Here is an 18331-nt window from a genome sequence, read left to right on the forward strand (position 1 = left end):
ATTATTGAGTGTCTATTTCAACTTTAACGACGTTTTAACAACTGAAAAAACTTATATTTGTCTTTCAATTTTCATTATTAATGACTCTTACTTTTTACAAATATCAAGGAACAGGTAACGACTTTGTTATTGTTGATAACAGACAACATATTTTCAACAAAAATAATACCAAATTGATTGCTTTTTTATGTGACCGAAAATTTGGCATAGGTGCTGATGGCTTGATATTGTTAGAAAACCATCCAGAGCATGATTTTAAAATGGTCTATTTTAATGCAGACGGAAACGAAAGCACTATGTGTGGTAATGGTGGACGTTGTATTGTCGCTTTCGCTGAATTTTTGCAGCTTATAAAATACGAAACTACTTTTGAAGCAATAGACGGATTGCATTATGCTAAAATTGAAAATGGATTAATTCATTTACAGATGAAAGAGGTTGATACCATTCAAATTTTTGATACTCATCAGTTTTTAGATACAGGCTCACCACATCATGTGCAGTTAGTAGATGATTTGGCGACTTTTGATGTCAAAAATCAAGGTAGAACAATACGATATGGTCAACCTTATAAAGAAGCAGGAACTAATGTTAATTTTGTTAAACAAATAGACCAAAACACTTTTGCAGTTAGGACTTATGAAAGAGGTGTAGAAGATGAAACACTATCTTGTGGTACTGGTGTTACAGCAGTAGCAATTGCTATGCACAAAACAGGACAAACTAATGCTTCAGAAATTAATTTAAATGTAGAAGGCGGACAATTAAAAGTGGCTTTTAGCAAAGAAGAAGACACCTATAAAAATGTCATGCTAATAGGACCTGCAACTCAAGTTTTTAAAGGCGAAATAACATGTTAACATTACAAGGTAAACATATTTATTTACGTGCTTTAGAACCTGAAGATTTAGCATTTATACACGACATTGAAAATGACGAAACTATTTGGGAAATTAGTAATACCATAACGCCATATTCTAAATATTTAATTAAGCAATATCTAGACCAGGCACACAAAGATATTTTTGAAGTCAAACAACTGCGATTAGTAATTTGTAATACTAATGATGAAGCAATTGGTTTAATAGATGTTTTTGATTTTGATTTTAAAAATAGACGTGCAGGAATTGGTATTTTAATAAAAGACTCAGAAAACAAACAAAAAGGATTTGGTAAAGAGGCAGTACAATTACTAACCAATTATTGTTTTACACATTTGGATTTGCATCAATTGTATTGCAATATTTCTGAAGAAAATGAAGCTAGTTTAACTTTATTTAAAAATCAAGGATTTAAAGAGGTAGGACTAAAAAAAGACTGGAACTTTGTTAACGGTCACTATAAAAACGAATATTTATTTCAATTAATAAACACAGATGTATATTAAAAAAATTTTAGTGGCTATTGCCATTATAGGCCTAGTAGTAGCTGCTTACTTTGCTAATTTTGTTTATGGAGCAATGTTTAAAAAAAACACCGCTTTTAATACTGAAGTCGAATACATTTATGTACCTACTAATGCTAAATACCAAGAGGTTAGAGAGCAATTAAAACCTTTACTTAAAGATATTGATAGTTTTGATGCCTTAGCAAAACGTAAAAAGTATACTACAAACATAAAAGCTGGTCGATTTGCAATTAAAAAAGACATGAGTAATAATGATATTATTAACTCAATTAGAAGTAAAAACATCCCTTTAAAATTAAGCTTTAATAACCAAGAACGTATCCAAGACCTTGCAGGTAGAATCGCACAACAAATAGAACCTGATAGCTTAACATTATTAAATGTTATGACAGATAAAGCTTTTTTAAAAGACAAGGGGTTTACTAAAGAGACAGTCTTAAATATGTATATCCCAAACACCTATGAGTTTTTCTGGAACACATCTGCAGAACTGTTTAGAGATAAAATGTTGGCTGAATATTATAGATTTTGGAATACATCAAGACAAGCCAAACGTAAAGCGTTAAACTTATCAGTTAACGAGGTGATGACCATAGCTTCAATAGTTCAAAAAGAAACTGCAAAAGTCGATGAACGACCTCGAGTAGCAGGCGTGTATTTAAATAGAATAAAAAGAGGCATGCCATTACAAGCAGACCCAACTGTTATTTTTGCCAAAAAATCTAAAGAGAATGATTTTAAGCAAGTCATTAAACGTGTGTTATATAGAGATTTAGAAATAGATTCGCCCTATAATACATACAAATATCCAGGAATCCCACCTGGACCAATCACCATGCCAGACGTCTCTGCAATAGATGCTGTGCTAAATGCAGAGCAACACGACTACTATTATTTTGTAGCTAATGTTAAAAACTTTGGTTACCATAAATTTGCAAAAACCTTGAGCCAGCATAATGCTAATAGACAAGAATATGTTAATTGGATAAATCGTCAAGGTGTAAATAGATAATTTTTTGTTGAAATTAATAACGGTTGTAGTATGTTTTTTATCGGTTGTCACTGTAGCACAAACCGAAACGACTTCTTTTTTTACACCAAGTGATACCCTTAATATAAAAAGAAGAAACGCAGTTATTATTACAGAAAGCAGTTTAGCTTCTATTTCTCTAATTGGTTTAGATCAACTGTGGTATGCAGATTTTGAACGTTCAAAATTACATACTATTAACGATAATTCGGAGTGGTTTCAAATGGATAAGTTAGGTCATACGTTTACTGCGTATCAATTAGGTCGCTTTGGAGCTCAAACATTAGATTGGAGTGGTGTCAGTAAAAAAAACCAGTTGGTTTATGGCGCTACCTTAGGATTTTCCTTTTTAACAGCAGTAGAAATTTTAGATGGTTTTTCAAAAGAATGGGGTTTTTCTTGGGGAGATTTTGCAGCAAATGCAGCTGGAGCTGGTCTATACATAGGGCAAGATCTATTGTGGGAGGAGCAACGGATTCAGTTAAAGTATTCTTTTAACAGAAGTCCGTATGCAAACCAAAACCCAAATAAATTGGGACAAGGGTTTTTAGAAGAGGTTATTAAAGATTATAATGGTCAAACGTATTGGTTAAGTGCTAATGTGCATTCCTTTTTTAAAGATAGTAACTTACCTAAGTGGTTAAACATAGCAGTTGGTTATGGTGTGGATGGATTGTTATACGGAACTGATAATCTTCAAGCTATTCATTTTCCAAACCAGCAACGAAGTCAGCAATTTTATTTGAGTTTGGATGCAGATTTAACTAAGATTAAAACTAAATCGACTTTTTTAAAGCAATTTTTCAATATAATTAATGTCATAAAAGTACCTTTTCCTACATTAGAAATTAACGGAAATGGTAAGCTAATTGGGCACTTCATCTACTTTTAACACAAGTTAACATATTGATTTTCAGGTTTTAATAATTTGTTGTATATTTGCACGTCGAAATTTTAACCTCAATGCACTATTGTTTTAAGGTTACAAAAACTAGAAAAAATGAAAAATATTGGAAAGTTTTTATCGCTAGTACTTACAATATCTATTTTAGTTGTCTTAGTTATATCTATGCAACCTGCTCCAAAGCAATTAAAACAAGAAACGGTTTCTATAGAAAATTGCTATCAACCAGAACCCTTTAGTCCGCATTTAGGAAAAACCTTCACTGGATTTAAAGAAGCTTTAGGTTTTAAAGAATCACAGAACGATTATTTTAGAGTTAATCAATATGGATATTTAGGTAAATATCAGTTTGGTAAAAGCACATTAAAAGTAATAGGGATACATCATCCTAATTTCTTTTTAAATAATCCAGAATTACAAGAAAAAGCATTTATTGCTAATGCACAGCGTAATAAATGGGTGTTACGTCGCGATATAAAAAGATTTAACGGTAAATATATTAGCGGAGTAAAAGTTACAGAATCTGGGATATTGGCTGCAGCGCATTTGGCTGGTCCAGGAAGTGTGAAAAAATTCTTAAGAAGTTATGGCGAGCAAAATTTTGCAGATGCCAATGGAGCAACTATAAGATATTATATGAAGAAATTCTCTGGTTATGATACGTCGTTAATAAAACCTTTAAAAAGGGTTAAAGTCAAGTACGATAGAGCTTAATAGTTAGCTTTTATGAATAATAAATAGTGTTGGTCTTTTATGTAGGTCAACACTATTTTTTTTCCATTGTTGTACGGTTTTAGTTTTAATATATTCTGTTGGAAGAGTAATATCACAAGCCACACAAACTTCTGTATGATCACCTAAATAAGCACACAAATCCTCTAATAACTTATTGTTTCTGTAAGGTGTTTCAATAAAAGATTGGGTTTGATTGTGTTCAAAACTTAATCGTTCTAATCGCTTTAATTCTGCTTTTCTTTCATTTTTATCAATAGGTAAATAGCCATTAAAAGCAAAACTTTGACCATTAAAACCTGAAGCCATCATGGCTAGTAGGATAGAAGATGGACCTACTAACGGAACAACTTCTATATTATGTTTATGTGCTAAACTTACAATATCTGCTCCTGGATCTGCAATTCCTGGGCAACCAGCATCAGATAACAACCCTAAATCTTGACCATTTAAACAAGTTTGTATAAATTTTGGTAAGTCTGTTGGTTCTGTATATTTATTTAATTCAAAAAGCGTAAGGCTTGATTGTTGCTTTTCTGGAGCAATACTTTTTATAAATTTTCTAGCTGACTTTGAGTTTTCTACAATAAAAGTATCTAATCTATCAATTACATGCTTTACCTGGATTGGTAATACGTGTAAAGGGTTAGAATCTCCTAAGGTAGATGGGATTAAATACAATTTGCCTTTGTCCATATAATTTAAAGGTAGTAATTTATTGCTTATTTCGAAATTTTTTCAGCAATGACAGAACAAGCATTATCTAACATTTGATACACATTTTCAAACCCTTTGTCACCGCCATAATACGGATCTGGTACGTCTAGATTTTGATTTGGGAATATTGTGTTTAAAATTAATTTTACTTTAGCTTTATCGTTGTCATTAGCTGCTAAAGCAATAATGTTATTGTAATTGGAATTATCCATTGCATAAATAATATCAAAATCCTTAAAATCTTGTTTGCTAAATTGTCTAGCACGTTGACCAGAAATATCAATACCATTTAATCTTGCAACAGCAATTGATCTTGAATCTGGTTTGCTGCCTATATGATAACTACTAGTTCCTGCAGAATCAACTGTAAATAAGTCTGCATCTAATTTAGATTTTAAAATACCTTCTGCTAGAGGAGAACGACAAATGTTTCCTAAGCATACCATTAAAATTTTAGTCATATATTTTTTCCGAGAAATCGGAAATTAATTAATTTAAACCGACAGTTTTTTGGTTAAATCCTCAACATATTTTCTAAACTGCTTATCTGTAGTGGATAAGTTGTCTACAGTTTTACAAGCATGTAAAACGGTTGCATGATCACGTTTACCAATTTGAGAACCAATACTTGCTAAAGAGGCTTTAGTGAATTTTTTAGCAAAAAACATAGCTAATTGCCTGGCTTGTACAATGTGACGTTTTCTAGTTTTAGATTGTAAGGTGTCTACATCCATTTGGAAGTAATCGGATACAATTTTTTGAATATAATCTATAGAAACCTCGCGTTTTGTGTTTTTTACAAATTTTTCAACGACTTGCTTCGCTAATTCAATATTAATTTCTTTTTTATTGAAAGAAGACTGCGCAATTAATGAGATGATAGCACCTTCTAATTCTCTAATATTAGATTTAATGTTTTTGGCAACGTATTCAATAATATCATCTGGCATTTCTACACCATCACGATATAATTTATTCTTTAAAATAGAAACACGTGTTTCAAAATCTGGAGTTTGTAACTCGGCTGAAAGTCCCCATTTAAATCTAGATAGTAAACGTTGTTCAATATCTTGCATGTCTACAGGTGCTTTGTCACTAGTTAAAATAACTTGCTTCCCATTTTGATGTAAGTGATTAAAAATATGGAAGAAAACATCTTGAGTTCCAGATTTACCAGATAAAAATTGTACATCATCAATAACTAATACATCAATTAATTGATAAAAATGGATAAAGTCATTTCTGTTATTCTTTTTAACAGAGTCTATATATTGCTGTGTAAATTTTTCAGCAGAAATATATAATACTGTTTTTTCTGGATATTTATCTTTAATATCAACACCAATAGCGTGTGCTAAGTGTGTTTTACCTAATCCAACTCCTCCAAATATTAATAACGGATTAAAAGAAGTCCCTCCAGGTTTTGCAGAAACTGCTAAACCAGCACTACGTGCTAAACGGTTGGAATCACCTTCTAAAAAATTATCAAAATTGTAATTAGGATTAAGTTGAGATTCAATTTTTACGTTTCTAATACCAGGAATTACAAAAGGGTTTCTTAATTCTGGGTTTTTATTATTTAGAGGTACATCAACGTCTTGCGACTTTACAGCACTTCTATTAGAACTTGGAATTTTTTCTGTAAATGGTTGTTTGTTGCCATAAGTGTTTTCCATTTTTATAATGTACACTAGTTTGGCAGTTTCACCTAACTCTTTAGTTAATGCAACTTTTAATAATTTAACATAGTGCTCTTCTAGCCATTCGTAGAAAAATTTACTTGGTACTTGTATGCTTAATGCATTGTCCGTTAATTTAACCGCTACAATTGGTTCAAACCATGTTTTGTATGCTTGTGGCTGGATATTATCCTTTATAAATAAGAGACAATTATTCCATACCGTTTGCGCAGTTACACTCATGTTAAATTTTAAAGGTATTTTAAGTTAGTTATTTTGTCTCTAAAATAGCGATAAGAGACTTTAGTTCGTTAGCTTGGCAAATATGTGAACAAAAAACGTAAAAAAAAAATCATTTACTATTGAATTTTTAGTTTTTTTTTCTCATGTTGGCTAACGTTCCGAAACTACAAAAAAAAATTAAGAAAATGGGTATAAAACAGGATGAAATTGAAATAAGAGTAAGATATGCAGAAACGGATCAAATGGGTGTTGTTCACCACGGAAATTACGCATTATATCTAGAACTTGCAAGAATAGAATGGTTGAGAAAGTTAGGTATTTCTTACAAAAAAATGGAAGAAGAAGGGATTGCACTACCTGTAGTATCGTTATCTATAGATTTCAAAAAATCAGCGTATTACGACGACCTAATTAAAGTTAAAACCCAACTAAAAAAAGTGCCAACAGCTTTAGTTGAGTTTGAGTATGAAATACTGAACGATTTGCAACAAATTCTATGTACTGCAAATGTGGTTTTAGCTTTTGTAGATATTAATACTAAAAAACCTACAAGACCACCTCAATATTTTTTAGAGGCATTAAAAGGTTAACTTTCTGTTTTTTTGATAGTAACTTTAAAAATTGAATCAAACATAGAGAAGATGTTAGCTGCTTCTTTTTTTCTAACAGAAATCCAAATTTGACAATCTAGCTCTAATTTTTGATCCGTAATATTTAAGTTTTTTTCTTTAATTACTCGCATGACTTTATTAATAACATCATAATCACAAGTAATTAAATAGTCAATATTAATGGTGCGTTCCACAATGGTAGAAGCCTCTAATGCTAATTGTGCACCAGTGCGATACGCATTAATTAATCCTCCTACACCTAATTTAACGCCTCCAAAATAGCGCACAACAACTATTAATATATTGGTTACTTCAAACGATTGGATTTGCCCGTATATTGGTAATCCAGCGCTATTGCTTGGTTCGCCATCATCATTTGCTCTGTAGACCTGTTGGTCTGGTTCTTTACCTAGTTGATAAGCATAACAAAAATGTCCTGCTTTAGGGTGTTGTTGCTTTACAACTTCTAAATAAGATTTGACATCCTCCTCTGTTGTAACTGGAAAGGTGTAACTATAAAACTTAGAATTTTTGTCTTTATGCAAGACTTCTTTAGAAGGTTTTAAAATAGTTTTATAAGTGTCGTTTTCCATAATTTAGGCTAAAGTTACAAGAACAATTGAAACTACAGCAACACCAATTCCTATCCAGTTTTTAGTAGATAATTTTTCTTTAAATAATACTAGTCCTATCAAAGTGGACAACATAACAATTGCTACATTGTTTACAGTAAAAATGGTTGAGCTTTCAAAATGGTCGGCATTTAAAGCTTTTAAAAGTGTGTAGATAGAGTAGTAGTTAACAACACCCAAAATAATTCCAGCAATTATGCTTTTAGCGTCAAACACTAATGTTTTTTGTATCGCTTTCGCGGAAAGTATGCCAACTCCAATTAAACCTGCTATTAAAAATATTGTAGCAGAAAACACCGGAATACCATTATCTGCTAAATAAGTAGTTTCGATATATTTTATAGAGGTGTCAATAGTACCTGACCCTAAAAACAAAATAATAGGTAGCCATAATCCTTTAAAAGAGAAGGTTTCTGATTTTGCTTTTACAGATGCTAAATAAACTGCTACTAAAGCTAAGACAATACCAAGACCTTTTTGCCATCCTAAACTTTCGTTGTATACAAAAAGTCCAAAAATTATAGGAATAACCACACTCATCTTACTTGCTACTGACGCAACAGACATTCCGTTACGCTGTGCTGTCAATGCCATAACATTAAATATGGATATAAATAAAACTCCTAAACCAATTGCTCCAAAAAACCATTTAGAGGATATTATTTCAGAAACTACAATTTTAGAATCGTAACTTATTATGCCTAAGATAAAAGCGGTAAAGTAATTTACAACTATTGTTTGAAGGGTGTTCACATTACGTTTGCCAATTGTTTTAAAAATGACAAAAATTAATGTTGAGGCAGCTATACTAAGTAATAAATACATTAAAACAATTCTTTTTTAATCGTAAACAAATCAACAATATCTTCAGTTTTCGGGTTGTTATTCCAAACATGAAAGCCTAATTTACTAGCGGTTTCGATATTTTCTGTAGTATCATCAATAAACAAACAGTCTTTTGGATTTAGTTGGTTTTCATCTAAAACAAACTTAAAAATATCTGAGTTTGGTTTACGTAGCATGATTTCATGAGACAAATAGAAATTATCAAAACAAGCTTTAAATTCTTCGTAAAATGGAATATACTCTTTGATATGATTAATGTGCAACTCGTTGGTATTACTTAATAATATAAGCTGGTACTGTTTGTCTTTAGCTAATTGTTGTATAAACTCTAATCGTTTTGGCGGAAAATCGCAGATAATATAATTCCAAGCTTCAATAATGTCTTTTTTGGATAACTTAGGGAAGTTGCTAAGGTAAAAGTCTATAAACTCTTTGGTGTCAATCAAACCTTGTTCGTAAAAGCTATTAAAAGCTATAAGTTCTTCAGATAATTCATCCAATTCAAATAGCTCCAATGCATTAGTCATTGCGCCTTCTTTGTCTAAATTAATAAACACATCTCCAAAATCGAAGATTAAGGTTTTAATCATTTGTATATATCTTTAAAGTGTCTTTTTTAATGTGTTGTTCAGAAACCAATTTACCAGAAAACACAGGTGCTTTTATGCCTGCATTAAAAGTAATAAGTCCAGTAAATACGCGTGCTTCATCCCAAATTCCCTCGTTTATAAAAAGCTGTAAGGTTTTACTGCCACCTTCAATAATTACAGAGTTAATATTGGATTTATAAAGCGTGTCACAGATTAGTTTGGCTGTGCTTTCTTTCAAAACTACTGTTTCGGCATCAGCGTTAAAGACTGTGTATTTAGTGTCTAAAGCATCATGTTTGTCCAAAACCACTCTAATAGGATTGTGACCCGTCCAATCTCTAACGGTCAAACTTGGGTTGTCTTCTATTACAGTGTTGGTTCCCACTAAAATGGCTTGTTCTTCTGCACGCCATTTATGGACTAACTGTCTTGAATATGGGTTGGTTATCCAAACAGGTTCTTGTTTGTTTTTAGTCTTTGGAGCAATAAAACCATCACTGGATTCTGCCCATTTTAAAATAATATAAGGGCGTTTTTTATTATGAAACGTAAAAAATCGTTTGTGGTGCGCTTTACAGTCTGCTTCTAAAACACCCACAGTGACATTGCAACCAGAATCTTTTAACTTTTTAATCCCTTGTCCTGCTACTTCTGGATTGTCATCCATACAACCAATAACTACATGTGGTATTTGGTGTTTAATAATTAAATCGCTACAAGGTGGTGTTTTACCATAATGACTACAAGGCTCTAGGGTCACGTAAATAGTCGCTGTTTTTAAAAGTGATTGGTCAACAACAGATTGTATGGCATTAACCTCTGCGTGGTTACCGCCAAAAGGACTAGTAAAACCTTCTGCAATTATGGTGTTATTGTGTACTATAACACAACCAACCATAGGATTTGGACGAGTTGTACCTAATCCATTCTTAGCTACTTGTAAACAACGTGATATGTAATATTCGTGAGACAAATTATAGTTTTATTTCTACGTCTTCGGTTAAGTCTATATGGTATTTTCTAGAAAATCCAAGGACTTTATATTTAATATCACCAACGTATTGAACTTTCATTTTTTTATTTATAAAACTACCTAGTAAACTACTTAAGTTTTTATTACTTAATAAGCTATCTGTTGGGATGCTTGCTTGTAACGGGATAGAAAACTCTTTGTTGGCTGGTACTTTAAAACTTTTGGCAGTGACTAAGGTTAACTCGTTGTCATTCACTAGTACTTTAATACCATCAGTTTCTAACTGTCCACCAATATCATTGGGGTTCAAGAAAAATGCATCTGCAGTAATGGTAATAAATCGAGGTGAAGTTTCTGAAATTTTAATGTTTTCAACCTTAATAAATTCTGGAGTTTCTTTAACCTTACAGCTAAAAAAAGTGAATAGTATTGTTAATAAGATTAGTGTGTTTTTCATTATAACATTTTTAGATTTAATGTATCTTCATCCTCTAAAATATGGCGTAAAAATACTATTTAAAAGTGAGTAATACTACAATTGAAATAAGAGAAATCCAGCCACAAGACAATCCGCAAATGGAGGCTATTATTAGAGAGGTTTTTATCGAGTATGATTTGCCTTTAATTGGTACTGCTTATACAGATCCTGAAACTCCAAAGATGTACGAATCTTATGCAAAACACAATGAGGCTTACTACGTTGTGACTATAGATGGTGTAATTGAAGGAGGAGGTGGTTTAAAACCATTAAACGGAGAGAAGGAGGACGTGTTTGAAATACAAAAAATGTATTTTTCTAATCGCTTACGCGGAAAAGGTTATGGTAAAAAATTATTCGAAAAATGTCTTGAAAAAGGCAAGTCATTAGGGTTTAAACGTGCGTATCTAGAAACCATCCCTAAATTAAAGGAAGCCATACATATTTACGAAAGCTATGGATTTAAACATTTAAATGCACCATTGGGACAAACTGGGCATTTTAATTGTGGAGTATGGATGATAAAAACATTATGAAATTAACCGATCTTAAACATATATTTCATAACGAATTAGATGCTATTTACGGTAAAGAGGAGGTGCAATCCTTCTTTTTTATGTTAACTCAAGCTTACTATAAATACAATCGTTTGGACTTGGCTTTGCATCCTGACCTTGCAATTTCCAAACCAGAACAAGAACCTATTTTTAAAGCATTAGACCTATTAAAGCAGCATAAACCCATACAGTATATTATTGGTGAAACCGAGTTTTATGGTTTACCATTTAAAGTAAATGAGCATACACTAATACCTCGTCCTGAAACGGAAGAATTAGTAGACTTAATTATATCTAATGTCACTTCAAACGTAGTCAAGAAGTCTCACAAGATATTAGATATTGGTACAGGAAGTGGTTGTATTGCTATTAGTTTAGCTAAACATTTACCAACCAGCTCTGTTTGTGCGCTAGATGTTTCCGCGAAAGCGTTAGAAAAAGCAAACGAAAATGCTACTATAAATAACGTAGAAATACAATTTATAGAAGCCAATATATTAAATAAATCAAATTGGGATTTAAATTTTAAAGATCTGAAATTTGACATCATTGTATCTAATCCACCATATGTTAGACACCTTGAAAAAACACAAATGCAACCAAATGTATTAAACAACGAGCCTCACTTAGCGTTGTTTGTAGAGGATGATAACCCTTTATTATTTTATAAAGCTATTACACAGTTTGCTGTTGCTAATTTGAATCCCAATGGTGAATTATATTTTGAAATTAATGAATATCTTGGACAGGAGATGATACAACTTTTAGAAAACCATGGTTTTAAAAATGTCCAATTAAAGCAGGATATGTTTGGAAAAGATAGAATGATACGTGGAATTAAGAATTAAGATTACATTATGAGCATACAGCAAAAAATAAACACTTTAAGAGATCAGTTACGTAAGCATAATTATAACTACTATGTATTAGACAACCCAACCATAAGTGATTATGAGTTTGACCAGAAATTAAAAGAGCTTCAGGCACTAGAAGAAGCGCATCCTGAGTTTTTTGATGCTAATTCGCCAACTGTAAGGGTAGGCGGAGAAGTGACTAAAAACTTTAATACTGTGGTGCATAAACACCGTATGTATAGTTTAGATAATTCGTATTCTCTTGAAGATTTAAAAGATTGGGAAACCCGTATAAAAAAACAAGTGGACGGAAAGGTACAATATGTTTGCGAGCTTAAATATGATGGTGCATCTATAAACCTGACGTATAAAGATGGTAAACTGTTTAATGCGGTAACAAGAGGAGATGGTTTTCAGGGTGATGAGGTAACAGCAAATATTAAAACTATAAACTCGGTCCCTTTACAGTTAAAAGGTAACTATCCAGAAGAATTTGAAATTAGAGGAGAAATAGTATTACCCTTTGATGGATTTAATGCAATGAATGAAGAACGTATAGCAAATGGTGAAGAACCTTATAAAAACCCAAGAAACACTGCGTCTGGAAGCTTAAAACTACAAGATAGTGCTGAGGTTGCAAAACGACCATTAGACTGTTTGTTGTATGGATTAGTAGGTAATAATTTTAACTTCAAAACACACTTTGAAAGCTTAGAAGAAGCACGACAAATGGGATTTAAAGTGCCAACAGAAGCTAAATTATGCGATAGTATTGACGATGTATTTGCATTTATAAACTATTGGGATAAAGCAAGAAACGATTTGCCTTATGAGACTGATGGTGTGGTGGTTAAAGTTAATAGCTTATATCAGCAAGAAGAGTTAGGGTTTACAGCCAAAGCACCACGTTGGGCAATTGCTTATAAGTTTAAAGCCGAGCAGGTAAGTACTATTTTAAAAGAGATAACCTATCAAGTTGGTCGTACAGGCGCTATTACTCCTGTTGCAAATTTAGAACCTGTAGAACTAGCAGGAACTGTTGTAAAACGTGCCTCATTACATAATGCAGATCAAATAGAAAAACTAGATATTAGAGTTAATGATACCGTTTTTGTAGAAAAAGGAGGAGAGATTATACCTAAAATTATTGCTGTAGATTTATCTCAACGACCAGCAGATTCTCAACCAACACAGTATATAGCCCAATGTCCAGAATGTGGTACTGCTTTACAAAGAGAAGTAGGCGAAGCCAAGCACTTTTGCCCCAATTATAATGGTTGTAATCCTCAAATTATTGGGCGTATTCAACATTTTATTTCGCGAAAAGCAATGGATATTGAAGGTTTAGGAGGTGAAACCGTTGCGCTTTTAGTTAATGCTGGATTAATTAACAATTATGCAGATTTATACGAGCTTACAAAAGAGCAAGTCTTGCCTTTAGAACGTATGGCAGAAAAAAGTGCAGATAATTTAATAGCAGGAATAGAAGCGTCTAAACAAATCCCGTTTGAGCGAGTGTTGTTTGCTTTAGGGATTCGTTTTGTAGGAGAAACTGTAGCTAAAACACTTGCTAAACATTATAAAAGTATTGATGCTTTGGCTTTTGCATCTGTTTTAGATTTAGAGCAGGTTAATGAAATTGGGATTAGAATTGCAGAAAGTGTTGTCGATTTCTTTTCTGACAATAACAACCAGCAGATTATTAATAGACTAAAATCTTATGGTTTACAACTAGAGTTATCTGCAGAAACATTAGCTAATCAAACTAATAAATTAGAAGGAAATATAATTGTTGTTTCTGGTGTGTTTTATTCTGTTTCCAGAACAGAGCTTAAAAAACTTATAGAAGATAATGGCGGAAAAGTATCGTCGTCAATATCTTCAAAAACTAGTTTTATTGTCGCAGGAGATAACATGGGACCAAGTAAAAAAGAAAAGGCAGAGAAGCTTAATATTGAAATGATTTCTGAAGAGGAATTTTTAAAAAAACTAAAATAATTTTGCATTTCGTCGATTAAATGCATTTTTTAACGTTTAATTGCAATTTAGTGTTATCTTTGTAGTCCCAAATCTTTTATAATGAAGCTTACAAAGTTTAATACTGCATCGGTATTTTTGATATTTTTAGTGGTACTATTTATAGTTGGAAAAATATTTAGTGTTCCTGTTCTTTCAAATTATGCATGGATGTCTGTTTTTCCTGTTTTCTCCTATTTATATTATGGTCAAGCAAAACAGAGAAATCATTTTTTTGGTTTTTTTCTTTTAAGTTTCTCGATTGCAGAAATACTTAATGTAGTATTTAAAGAAAGTACTTTTCTAGCTTATTATTGTTCAAATTTTTTAATAATTGCAGCCTATTCATCTTTAATCATATTTTTAATTAAGGACATTAACTTAAAACTTTTAATTAAAGAGTTTAAATTACATTTAATAATACTTGCAGTATTTAATTCATATTTGATTTATGCTTTAAATCAAATGATTATGCAAGATGAAACTATAATTATTAATACTATAGATTTTGCAATGGAAGTTGTTTACAATGTCTTGATATTGTTGGTGTTGTCACTTTCTTTAGTGCATTATTTATATCACGAAACAAAACAGGGACTACTGTTGTTTTTGGCTAGTGTATGTATAGTATTTTCAGAAATGGTACAAGTGGCTTACATATTTATTTCTTCAGAACAAGTGTTACAAATCATTTATTCGCTACTAATGGGAATAGGATTTTACTTCTTATATGTGTATATAAAAATAAAATATTTAGCTATTCAAAAGCAAACTAGATTTGTTTAAATCTATACAATTATAGAAGTGCCTTCAGCTTTTTTAGTACTATCAGGTTCAAAATAAAAATCTATTTTACCTAGATTTATTCCATAACAACCAACTTGATTTACTAATACATTTTTACCTTCTATGTTTTGTGCTACTGTAGGTTTTGGTAAAAACGTGTGGGTATGTCCACCAATAATTAAATCTATATCTTTTGTAGCTTTGGCTAAGTTTAAATCGCTAATTTTTTCTGGAAATTTACTGTAGTAATACCCTAAGTGAGATAAACAGATAATTAAGTCGCATTGTTTTTCTGTTTTTAAAATGCGAGTCATTTCTTGGGCGGTTTCTATAGGATTTAGGTACTCAGTTTCTTTATACATTTTTTTATCCACTAATCCTTGTAATTGAATCCCTAACCCAAATACGCCAATTTTAATTCCATCTTTTTTGAAAACTTGATAGGGTTTAACATGAGTATCCATAATGGTATTAGAAAAATCATAATTAGCAGATACAAAGTTAAAACTAGCATGTGGTAATTGTGCATATAATCCGTCTATACCATTGTCAAAATCATGATTACCAATAGTTGCTACATCGTATTTAAGCTTACTCATTAATTTAAATTCCAATTCGCCACCATAATAATTAAAGTAAGGTGTCCCTTGAAAAATATCTCCTGCATCTAAAAGTAAGGTGTTAGGATTATTGGCTCTGATGTTTTCAATTAATGTAGCACGTCTTGCTACACCACCTTGGTTTGCATTTCGACCATCATCTGGTCCAAATGCATCAATATGACTATGGACATCATTAGTATGTAGAATAGTAATTTTTTTAGTTTTTGCTGAGGTTGCAAACGATTGTAATCCATAACCACCAACCGTAATTAAAGCAGTTGCTGCTGTTGCTTGTTGTATAAAATCTCTACGTTTCATTTAATAAGGTTATTTAATTTGGATAAATCTATCGTCAATTATAGGTTTAATGGTATCTACTTTTTTAAAGTAGTCCAACAAGGCATTTCGTATTTTGTAATCTAAAACATGTACACTATCGTTTACCTGAAAAAATCGCATGCGATCACCTCCATTATATAGATAATCGTTTGTGGCAACATGGTATACTTTGTCTTTTTTTATTTGCTCTCCATTAATTAAAGCTTCTTTAATATTAAAATCTTTGTCTAAAGTCAATTTTAAACCATGTATGGGATGCGCACGTTTAGCTTTACTTAAATAATAGGTTAGACTATCTACTTGTTGTCCTTTAAGCTCTACTACTACAATACTGTTTTCAAAAGGCATAACCTCAAAAGCTGTTCTTGTAGTTATATTTCCTTTAGAGATAATAGCTCTAATCCCACCATGGTTTAGTAAAACCATGTCTATATTATTTCCGGTTCGTTTTTTATAAATAGGATTACTTTGTTCAAAAACAGCATCAGCCATTAAATTACCTATAGCTGTATTAAACTCGCCATCTGTTTTGCTGTAAGTTTCAGGCGCATAAGATAAGACCGCTTCCATATCTTTATTTATGCTTTCTCTGTAAGGTTTGATGTAATTGTCAATAGCCTCATCTAATACTAAAGAGTCGTTTATATTAATTTGCTCACCTTCAATTTTACTTAAAGAATAAGGTTCATGCTTACAGGATGTTATCAAAACTATACAAAGCAAGAAGGCAATGTGTTTATAATTCATATTTAATGTTACTTATTTTAAAGTCAATATTTAGTTACAATCACTACATTTGTAGCAAAGGAATAAAGATAAATGATTTTAAAAGGATTTAAAGAAAAATCTAATAAAAAGTATATTAATAAATGTGTAAACAATAGGGTTGTAGCCACTAATAATGACGCTATAAAAAGCGTTGGTGTTTTAGTAGATAGTAATGAGTTTTCTGATTTAGAGTGGATTAATAGTTTGATAAATGAAATAAAAGTAAATCAAAACAACCTTAAAATTTTATCTCTGTTTAATAATAAAAAAGAAGAAACTTCAGTTTTTAACAATACTTTTTCTGAAAAAGAGTTAGGTTGGAAAGGTCAATTTAAAAGTCAAACGGTAAAAGATTTTTTGTCAACAAAATTTGATTTACTCATTAATTTTTATGAAACCAACACTTTAGCCTTACAAGTCGTTTCAGCGACTGCAAATGCACAATTAAAAGTTGGTATTAACAATGCTAACTTAGAGATAAACGATTTAATTATTGAAACCAAAATTAAAGACAAAGAAATATTTAAATCAGAATTAATTAAATACCTAAACATTTTAAATAAAATAAGTAATGAATAACCCTTTTTTAGGAACAGGAATAGCAATTGTCACTCCGTTTAAAGCTGATTTAACAGTAGATTTTCAGGCGTTAGAAAACATTGTGGAGTATAACATTAATAATGGAATAGATTATATAGTCATTAGTGGTACTACTGGAGAGAGTGTAACAGTAACCAAACAAGAAAAAAAGGAGATAACAAATGTTATAATTAAAGTTAACAATGGGCGTTTGCCATTAGTTTTAGGTATAGGAGGTAATAATACTGCTGCTGTCATTGAAGAAATTAAAACAACAGATTTATCAGGTTTTGCAGGTATATTATCGGTATCTCCTTACTACAGCAAGCCAACTCAAGAAGGGTTATACCAACATTTTAAAGCTATTGCAGAGGTATGTCCAATTCCAATTATATTATATAACGTGCCAGGTAGAACATCCAAAAACATGTTGCCAGAGACCACTTTGCGATTAGCTAGAGACTTTAAAAATGTTGTAGCAGTTAAAGAGGCTGGTAATAATATAGCACAGTATTTAGAGTTGTTAAGAGATAAGCCAGAAGATTTTTCTGTAATATCTGGAGACGACGATTTAGCATTAGGAGTAGTATTAGCTGGTGGAGCAGGAGTCATCTCTGTGATTGGGCAAGGGTTACCAAAAGCGTTTTCAACCATGATTAATTTAGGTCTAGAAGGTAAGGCTAAAGAAGCTTATGCTCTACATTTTAAAATGATGGACATCATTAATTTAATTTTCGAAGAAAATAACCCAGCAGGAATTAAAGCAGTGCTTAATCATTTAGGACTTTGTGATAAAACAGTTAGATTACCACTAGTTACTGCGACAGATCAATTGCAAACTAAGATTGATAATTTTATGGCTAATTTTTCTAAAAGTTAAATTATACTTAAACCTAAGTCAAACTTGATTTCTTCAATTAATTTAGCAATCAAATTATATTTTTAAAATCCATTTAAATAGCGTATTTTTGCGCTTCGTTTAAAATT

Annotated in this window: 22 protein-coding genes; 12 read left to right on the plus strand and 10 right to left on the minus strand. The window is 31.5% G+C overall.

Annotated elements, in window-relative coordinates:
* The first annotated feature begins 80 nt into the window (after positions 1-80).
* The 5 genes from dapF (at position 81) to LY08_RS04330 (ending at position 4056) form a co-directional block, all read left to right on the plus strand.
* Positions 81-860 carry a diaminopimelate epimerase gene (gene dapF / locus LY08_RS04310; protein ID WP_111659204.1) on the plus strand — a complete coding sequence of 260 codons (780 nt, stop codon included), beginning with the start codon at positions 81-83 and terminating at the stop codon, positions 858-860.
* The gene (locus tag LY08_RS04315; protein WP_111659205.1) at positions 854-1387 is read left to right on the plus strand and encodes a GNAT family N-acetyltransferase; all 534 of its coding nucleotides are present in this window, start codon (positions 854-856) and stop codon (positions 1385-1387) included. The genes dapF and LY08_RS04315 overlap by 7 nt, the downstream gene beginning before the upstream one ends.
* Positions 1377-2420: an endolytic transglycosylase MltG gene (mltG, locus tag LY08_RS04320; protein WP_111659206.1), complete on the plus strand. Its 1044-nt coding sequence runs from the start codon at positions 1377-1379 to the stop codon at positions 2418-2420. The genes LY08_RS04315 and mltG overlap by 11 nt, the downstream gene beginning before the upstream one ends.
* A gap of 4 nt (positions 2421-2424) precedes the next feature.
* Entirely contained in the window at positions 2425-3330 is a 906-nt protein-coding gene (locus LY08_RS04325; RefSeq protein ID WP_245907548.1) for a DUF2279 domain-containing protein, read from the plus strand.
* Between the two features lie 108 nt (positions 3331-3438).
* Entirely contained in the window at positions 3439-4056 is a 618-nt protein-coding gene (locus LY08_RS04330; RefSeq protein WP_111659208.1) for a peptidoglycan-binding protein LysM, read from the plus strand.
* Positions 4057-4059: 3 nt separating this feature from the next.
* Here the strand turns inward: LY08_RS04330 and LY08_RS04335 are convergent, their stop codons facing one another.
* The 3 genes from LY08_RS04335 to dnaA are packed head-to-tail and all read right to left on the minus strand — an operon-like array spanning position 4060 to position 6713.
* Positions 4060-4770, minus strand: coding sequence for an SAM-dependent methyltransferase (locus tag LY08_RS04335; protein WP_111659209.1), 711 nt, complete (start codon positions 4768-4770; stop codon positions 4060-4062).
* Between the two features lie 26 nt (positions 4771-4796).
* Positions 4797-5252: a low molecular weight protein-tyrosine-phosphatase gene (locus LY08_RS04340; RefSeq protein WP_170120600.1), complete on the minus strand. Its 456-nt coding sequence runs from the start codon at positions 5250-5252 to the stop codon at positions 4797-4799.
* Between the two features lie 33 nt (positions 5253-5285).
* A complete protein-coding gene (gene dnaA, locus LY08_RS04345) occupies positions 5286-6713 on the minus strand; it encodes a chromosomal replication initiator protein DnaA (RefSeq protein WP_111659210.1) in 1428 nt (475 codons plus the stop codon).
* Positions 6714-6898: 185 nt separating this feature from the next.
* Between dnaA and LY08_RS04350 the strand changes: the two genes are divergently transcribed.
* The gene (locus LY08_RS04350; protein WP_394341190.1) at positions 6899-7303 is read left to right on the plus strand and encodes an acyl-CoA thioesterase; all 405 of its coding nucleotides are present in this window, start codon (positions 6899-6901) and stop codon (positions 7301-7303) included.
* Here LY08_RS04350 and LY08_RS04355 read toward each other — a convergent pair.
* The 5 genes from LY08_RS04355 to LY08_RS04375 are packed head-to-tail and all read right to left on the minus strand — an operon-like array spanning position 7300 to position 10822.
* Positions 7300-7917: an IMPACT family protein gene (locus LY08_RS04355; protein ID WP_111659211.1), complete on the minus strand. Its 618-nt coding sequence runs from the start codon at positions 7915-7917 to the stop codon at positions 7300-7302. The genes LY08_RS04350 and LY08_RS04355 overlap by 4 nt on opposite strands.
* A gap of 3 nt (positions 7918-7920) precedes the next feature.
* A complete protein-coding gene (locus tag LY08_RS04360; protein WP_111659212.1) occupies positions 7921-8781 on the minus strand; it encodes a DMT family transporter in 861 nt (286 codons plus the stop codon).
* Positions 8781-9392 carry an HAD family hydrolase gene (locus LY08_RS04365; protein ID WP_111659213.1) on the minus strand — a complete coding sequence of 204 codons (612 nt, stop codon included), beginning with the start codon at positions 9390-9392 and terminating at the stop codon, positions 8781-8783. Before LY08_RS04365 ends, LY08_RS04360 begins: the two co-directional genes overlap by 1 nt.
* The gene (gene ribD / locus LY08_RS04370) at positions 9385-10365 is read right to left on the minus strand and encodes a bifunctional diaminohydroxyphosphoribosylaminopyrimidine deaminase/5-amino-6-(5-phosphoribosylamino)uracil reductase RibD (protein ID WP_245907549.1); all 981 of its coding nucleotides are present in this window, start codon (positions 10363-10365) and stop codon (positions 9385-9387) included. The genes LY08_RS04365 and ribD overlap by 8 nt, the downstream gene beginning before the upstream one ends.
* A gap of 1 nt (position 10366) precedes the next feature.
* The gene (locus tag LY08_RS04375) at positions 10367-10822 is read right to left on the minus strand and encodes an LEA type 2 family protein (protein ID WP_111659214.1); all 456 of its coding nucleotides are present in this window, start codon (positions 10820-10822) and stop codon (positions 10367-10369) included.
* Positions 10823-10887: 65 nt separating this feature from the next.
* Here LY08_RS04375 and LY08_RS04380 point away from each other — a divergent pair, with 65 nt between their 5' ends.
* The 4 genes from LY08_RS04380 (at position 10888) to LY08_RS04395 (ending at position 15056) form a co-directional block, all read left to right on the plus strand.
* A complete protein-coding gene (locus LY08_RS04380) occupies positions 10888-11379 on the plus strand; it encodes a GNAT family N-acetyltransferase (RefSeq protein ID WP_111659215.1) in 492 nt (163 codons plus the stop codon).
* Complete coding sequence (prmC, locus tag LY08_RS04385; protein ID WP_111659339.1) at positions 11376-12248, plus strand: peptide chain release factor N(5)-glutamine methyltransferase; 873 nt, start codon at positions 11376-11378, stop codon at positions 12246-12248. Before LY08_RS04380 ends, prmC begins: the two co-directional genes overlap by 4 nt.
* Before the next feature lie 9 nt (positions 12249-12257).
* Complete coding sequence (ligA, locus tag LY08_RS04390; RefSeq protein WP_111659216.1) at positions 12258-14252, plus strand: NAD-dependent DNA ligase LigA; 1995 nt, start codon at positions 12258-12260, stop codon at positions 14250-14252.
* Positions 14253-14333: 81 nt separating this feature from the next.
* Positions 14334-15056, plus strand: a complete 723-nt coding sequence (locus LY08_RS04395) for a hypothetical protein (RefSeq protein WP_111659217.1) — start codon at positions 14334-14336, stop codon at positions 15054-15056.
* Positions 15057-15058: 2 nt separating this feature from the next.
* On the opposite strand, the gene LY08_RS04400 is transcribed toward LY08_RS04395, so the two are convergent.
* Together LY08_RS04400 and LY08_RS04405 are read right to left on the minus strand one after the other, a co-directional pair.
* Complete coding sequence (locus LY08_RS04400; protein ID WP_111659218.1) at positions 15059-15976, minus strand: bifunctional metallophosphatase/5'-nucleotidase; 918 nt, start codon at positions 15974-15976, stop codon at positions 15059-15061.
* Between the two features lie 9 nt (positions 15977-15985).
* A complete protein-coding gene (locus LY08_RS04405; protein WP_111659219.1) occupies positions 15986-16744 on the minus strand; it encodes a 5'-nucleotidase C-terminal domain-containing protein in 759 nt (252 codons plus the stop codon).
* 72 nt (positions 16745-16816) lie between these two features.
* Here LY08_RS04405 and LY08_RS04410 point away from each other — a divergent pair, with 72 nt between their 5' ends.
* Positions 16817-17344, plus strand: a complete 528-nt coding sequence (locus tag LY08_RS04410) for a DUF6913 domain-containing protein (protein ID WP_111659220.1) — start codon at positions 16817-16819, stop codon at positions 17342-17344.
* Positions 17337-18224, plus strand: coding sequence for a 4-hydroxy-tetrahydrodipicolinate synthase (dapA, locus tag LY08_RS04415; RefSeq protein ID WP_111659221.1), 888 nt, complete (start codon positions 17337-17339; stop codon positions 18222-18224). The genes LY08_RS04410 and dapA overlap by 8 nt, the downstream gene beginning before the upstream one ends.
* The last annotated feature ends 107 nt before the right edge of the window (positions 18225-18331 follow it).

The sequence above is a fragment of the Olleya aquimaris genome (genome assembly GCF_003259525.1).
Taxonomy (GTDB): domain Bacteria; phylum Bacteroidota; class Bacteroidia; order Flavobacteriales; family Flavobacteriaceae; genus Olleya; species Olleya aquimaris.

Excerpts from the sequence above, each read along its gene's own strand:
- LY08_RS04365 (WP_111659213.1), bottom strand. The coding sequence starts at position 9,392 with ATGATTAAAACCTTAATCTTCGATTTTGGAGATGTGTTTATTAATTTA.
- LY08_RS04330 (WP_111659208.1), top strand. The coding sequence starts at position 3,439 with ATGAAAAATATTGGAAAGTTTTTATCGCTAGTACTTACAATATCTATT.
- dapF (WP_111659204.1), top strand. The coding sequence starts at position 81 with ATGACTCTTACTTTTTACAAATATCAAGGAACAGGTAACGACTTTGTT.
- mltG (WP_111659206.1), top strand. The coding sequence starts at position 1,377 with ATGTATATTAAAAAAATTTTAGTGGCTATTGCCATTATAGGCCTAGTA.
- dnaA (WP_111659210.1), bottom strand. The coding sequence starts at position 6,713 with ATGAGTGTAACTGCGCAAACGGTATGGAATAATTGTCTCTTATTTATA.
- prmC (WP_111659339.1), top strand. The coding sequence starts at position 11,376 with ATGAAATTAACCGATCTTAAACATATATTTCATAACGAATTAGATGCT.
- LY08_RS04355 (WP_111659211.1), bottom strand. The coding sequence starts at position 7,917 with ATGGAAAACGACACTTATAAAACTATTTTAAAACCTTCTAAAGAAGTC.
- dapA (WP_111659221.1), top strand. The coding sequence starts at position 17,337 with ATGAATAACCCTTTTTTAGGAACAGGAATAGCAATTGTCACTCCGTTT.
- LY08_RS04340 (WP_170120600.1), bottom strand. The coding sequence starts at position 5,252 with ATGACTAAAATTTTAATGGTATGCTTAGGAAACATTTGTCGTTCTCCT.
- LY08_RS04395 (WP_111659217.1), top strand. The coding sequence starts at position 14,334 with ATGAAGCTTACAAAGTTTAATACTGCATCGGTATTTTTGATATTTTTA.
- LY08_RS04400 (WP_111659218.1), bottom strand. The coding sequence starts at position 15,976 with ATGAAACGTAGAGATTTTATACAACAAGCAACAGCAGCAACTGCTTTA.
- LY08_RS04335 (WP_111659209.1), bottom strand. The coding sequence starts at position 4,770 with ATGGACAAAGGCAAATTGTATTTAATCCCATCTACCTTAGGAGATTCT.
- LY08_RS04350 (WP_394341190.1), top strand. The coding sequence starts at position 6,899 with ATGGGTATAAAACAGGATGAAATTGAAATAAGAGTAAGATATGCAGAA.
- ligA (WP_111659216.1), top strand. The coding sequence starts at position 12,258 with ATGAGCATACAGCAAAAAATAAACACTTTAAGAGATCAGTTACGTAAG.
- LY08_RS04410 (WP_111659220.1), top strand. The coding sequence starts at position 16,817 with ATGATTTTAAAAGGATTTAAAGAAAAATCTAATAAAAAGTATATTAAT.
- LY08_RS04315 (WP_111659205.1), top strand. The coding sequence starts at position 854 with ATGTTAACATTACAAGGTAAACATATTTATTTACGTGCTTTAGAACCT.
- LY08_RS04360 (WP_111659212.1), bottom strand. The coding sequence starts at position 8,781 with ATGTATTTATTACTTAGTATAGCTGCCTCAACATTAATTTTTGTCATT.
- LY08_RS04375 (WP_111659214.1), bottom strand. The coding sequence starts at position 10,822 with ATGAAAAACACACTAATCTTATTAACAATACTATTCACTTTTTTTAGC.
- LY08_RS04405 (WP_111659219.1), bottom strand. The coding sequence starts at position 16,744 with ATGAATTATAAACACATTGCCTTCTTGCTTTGTATAGTTTTGATAACA.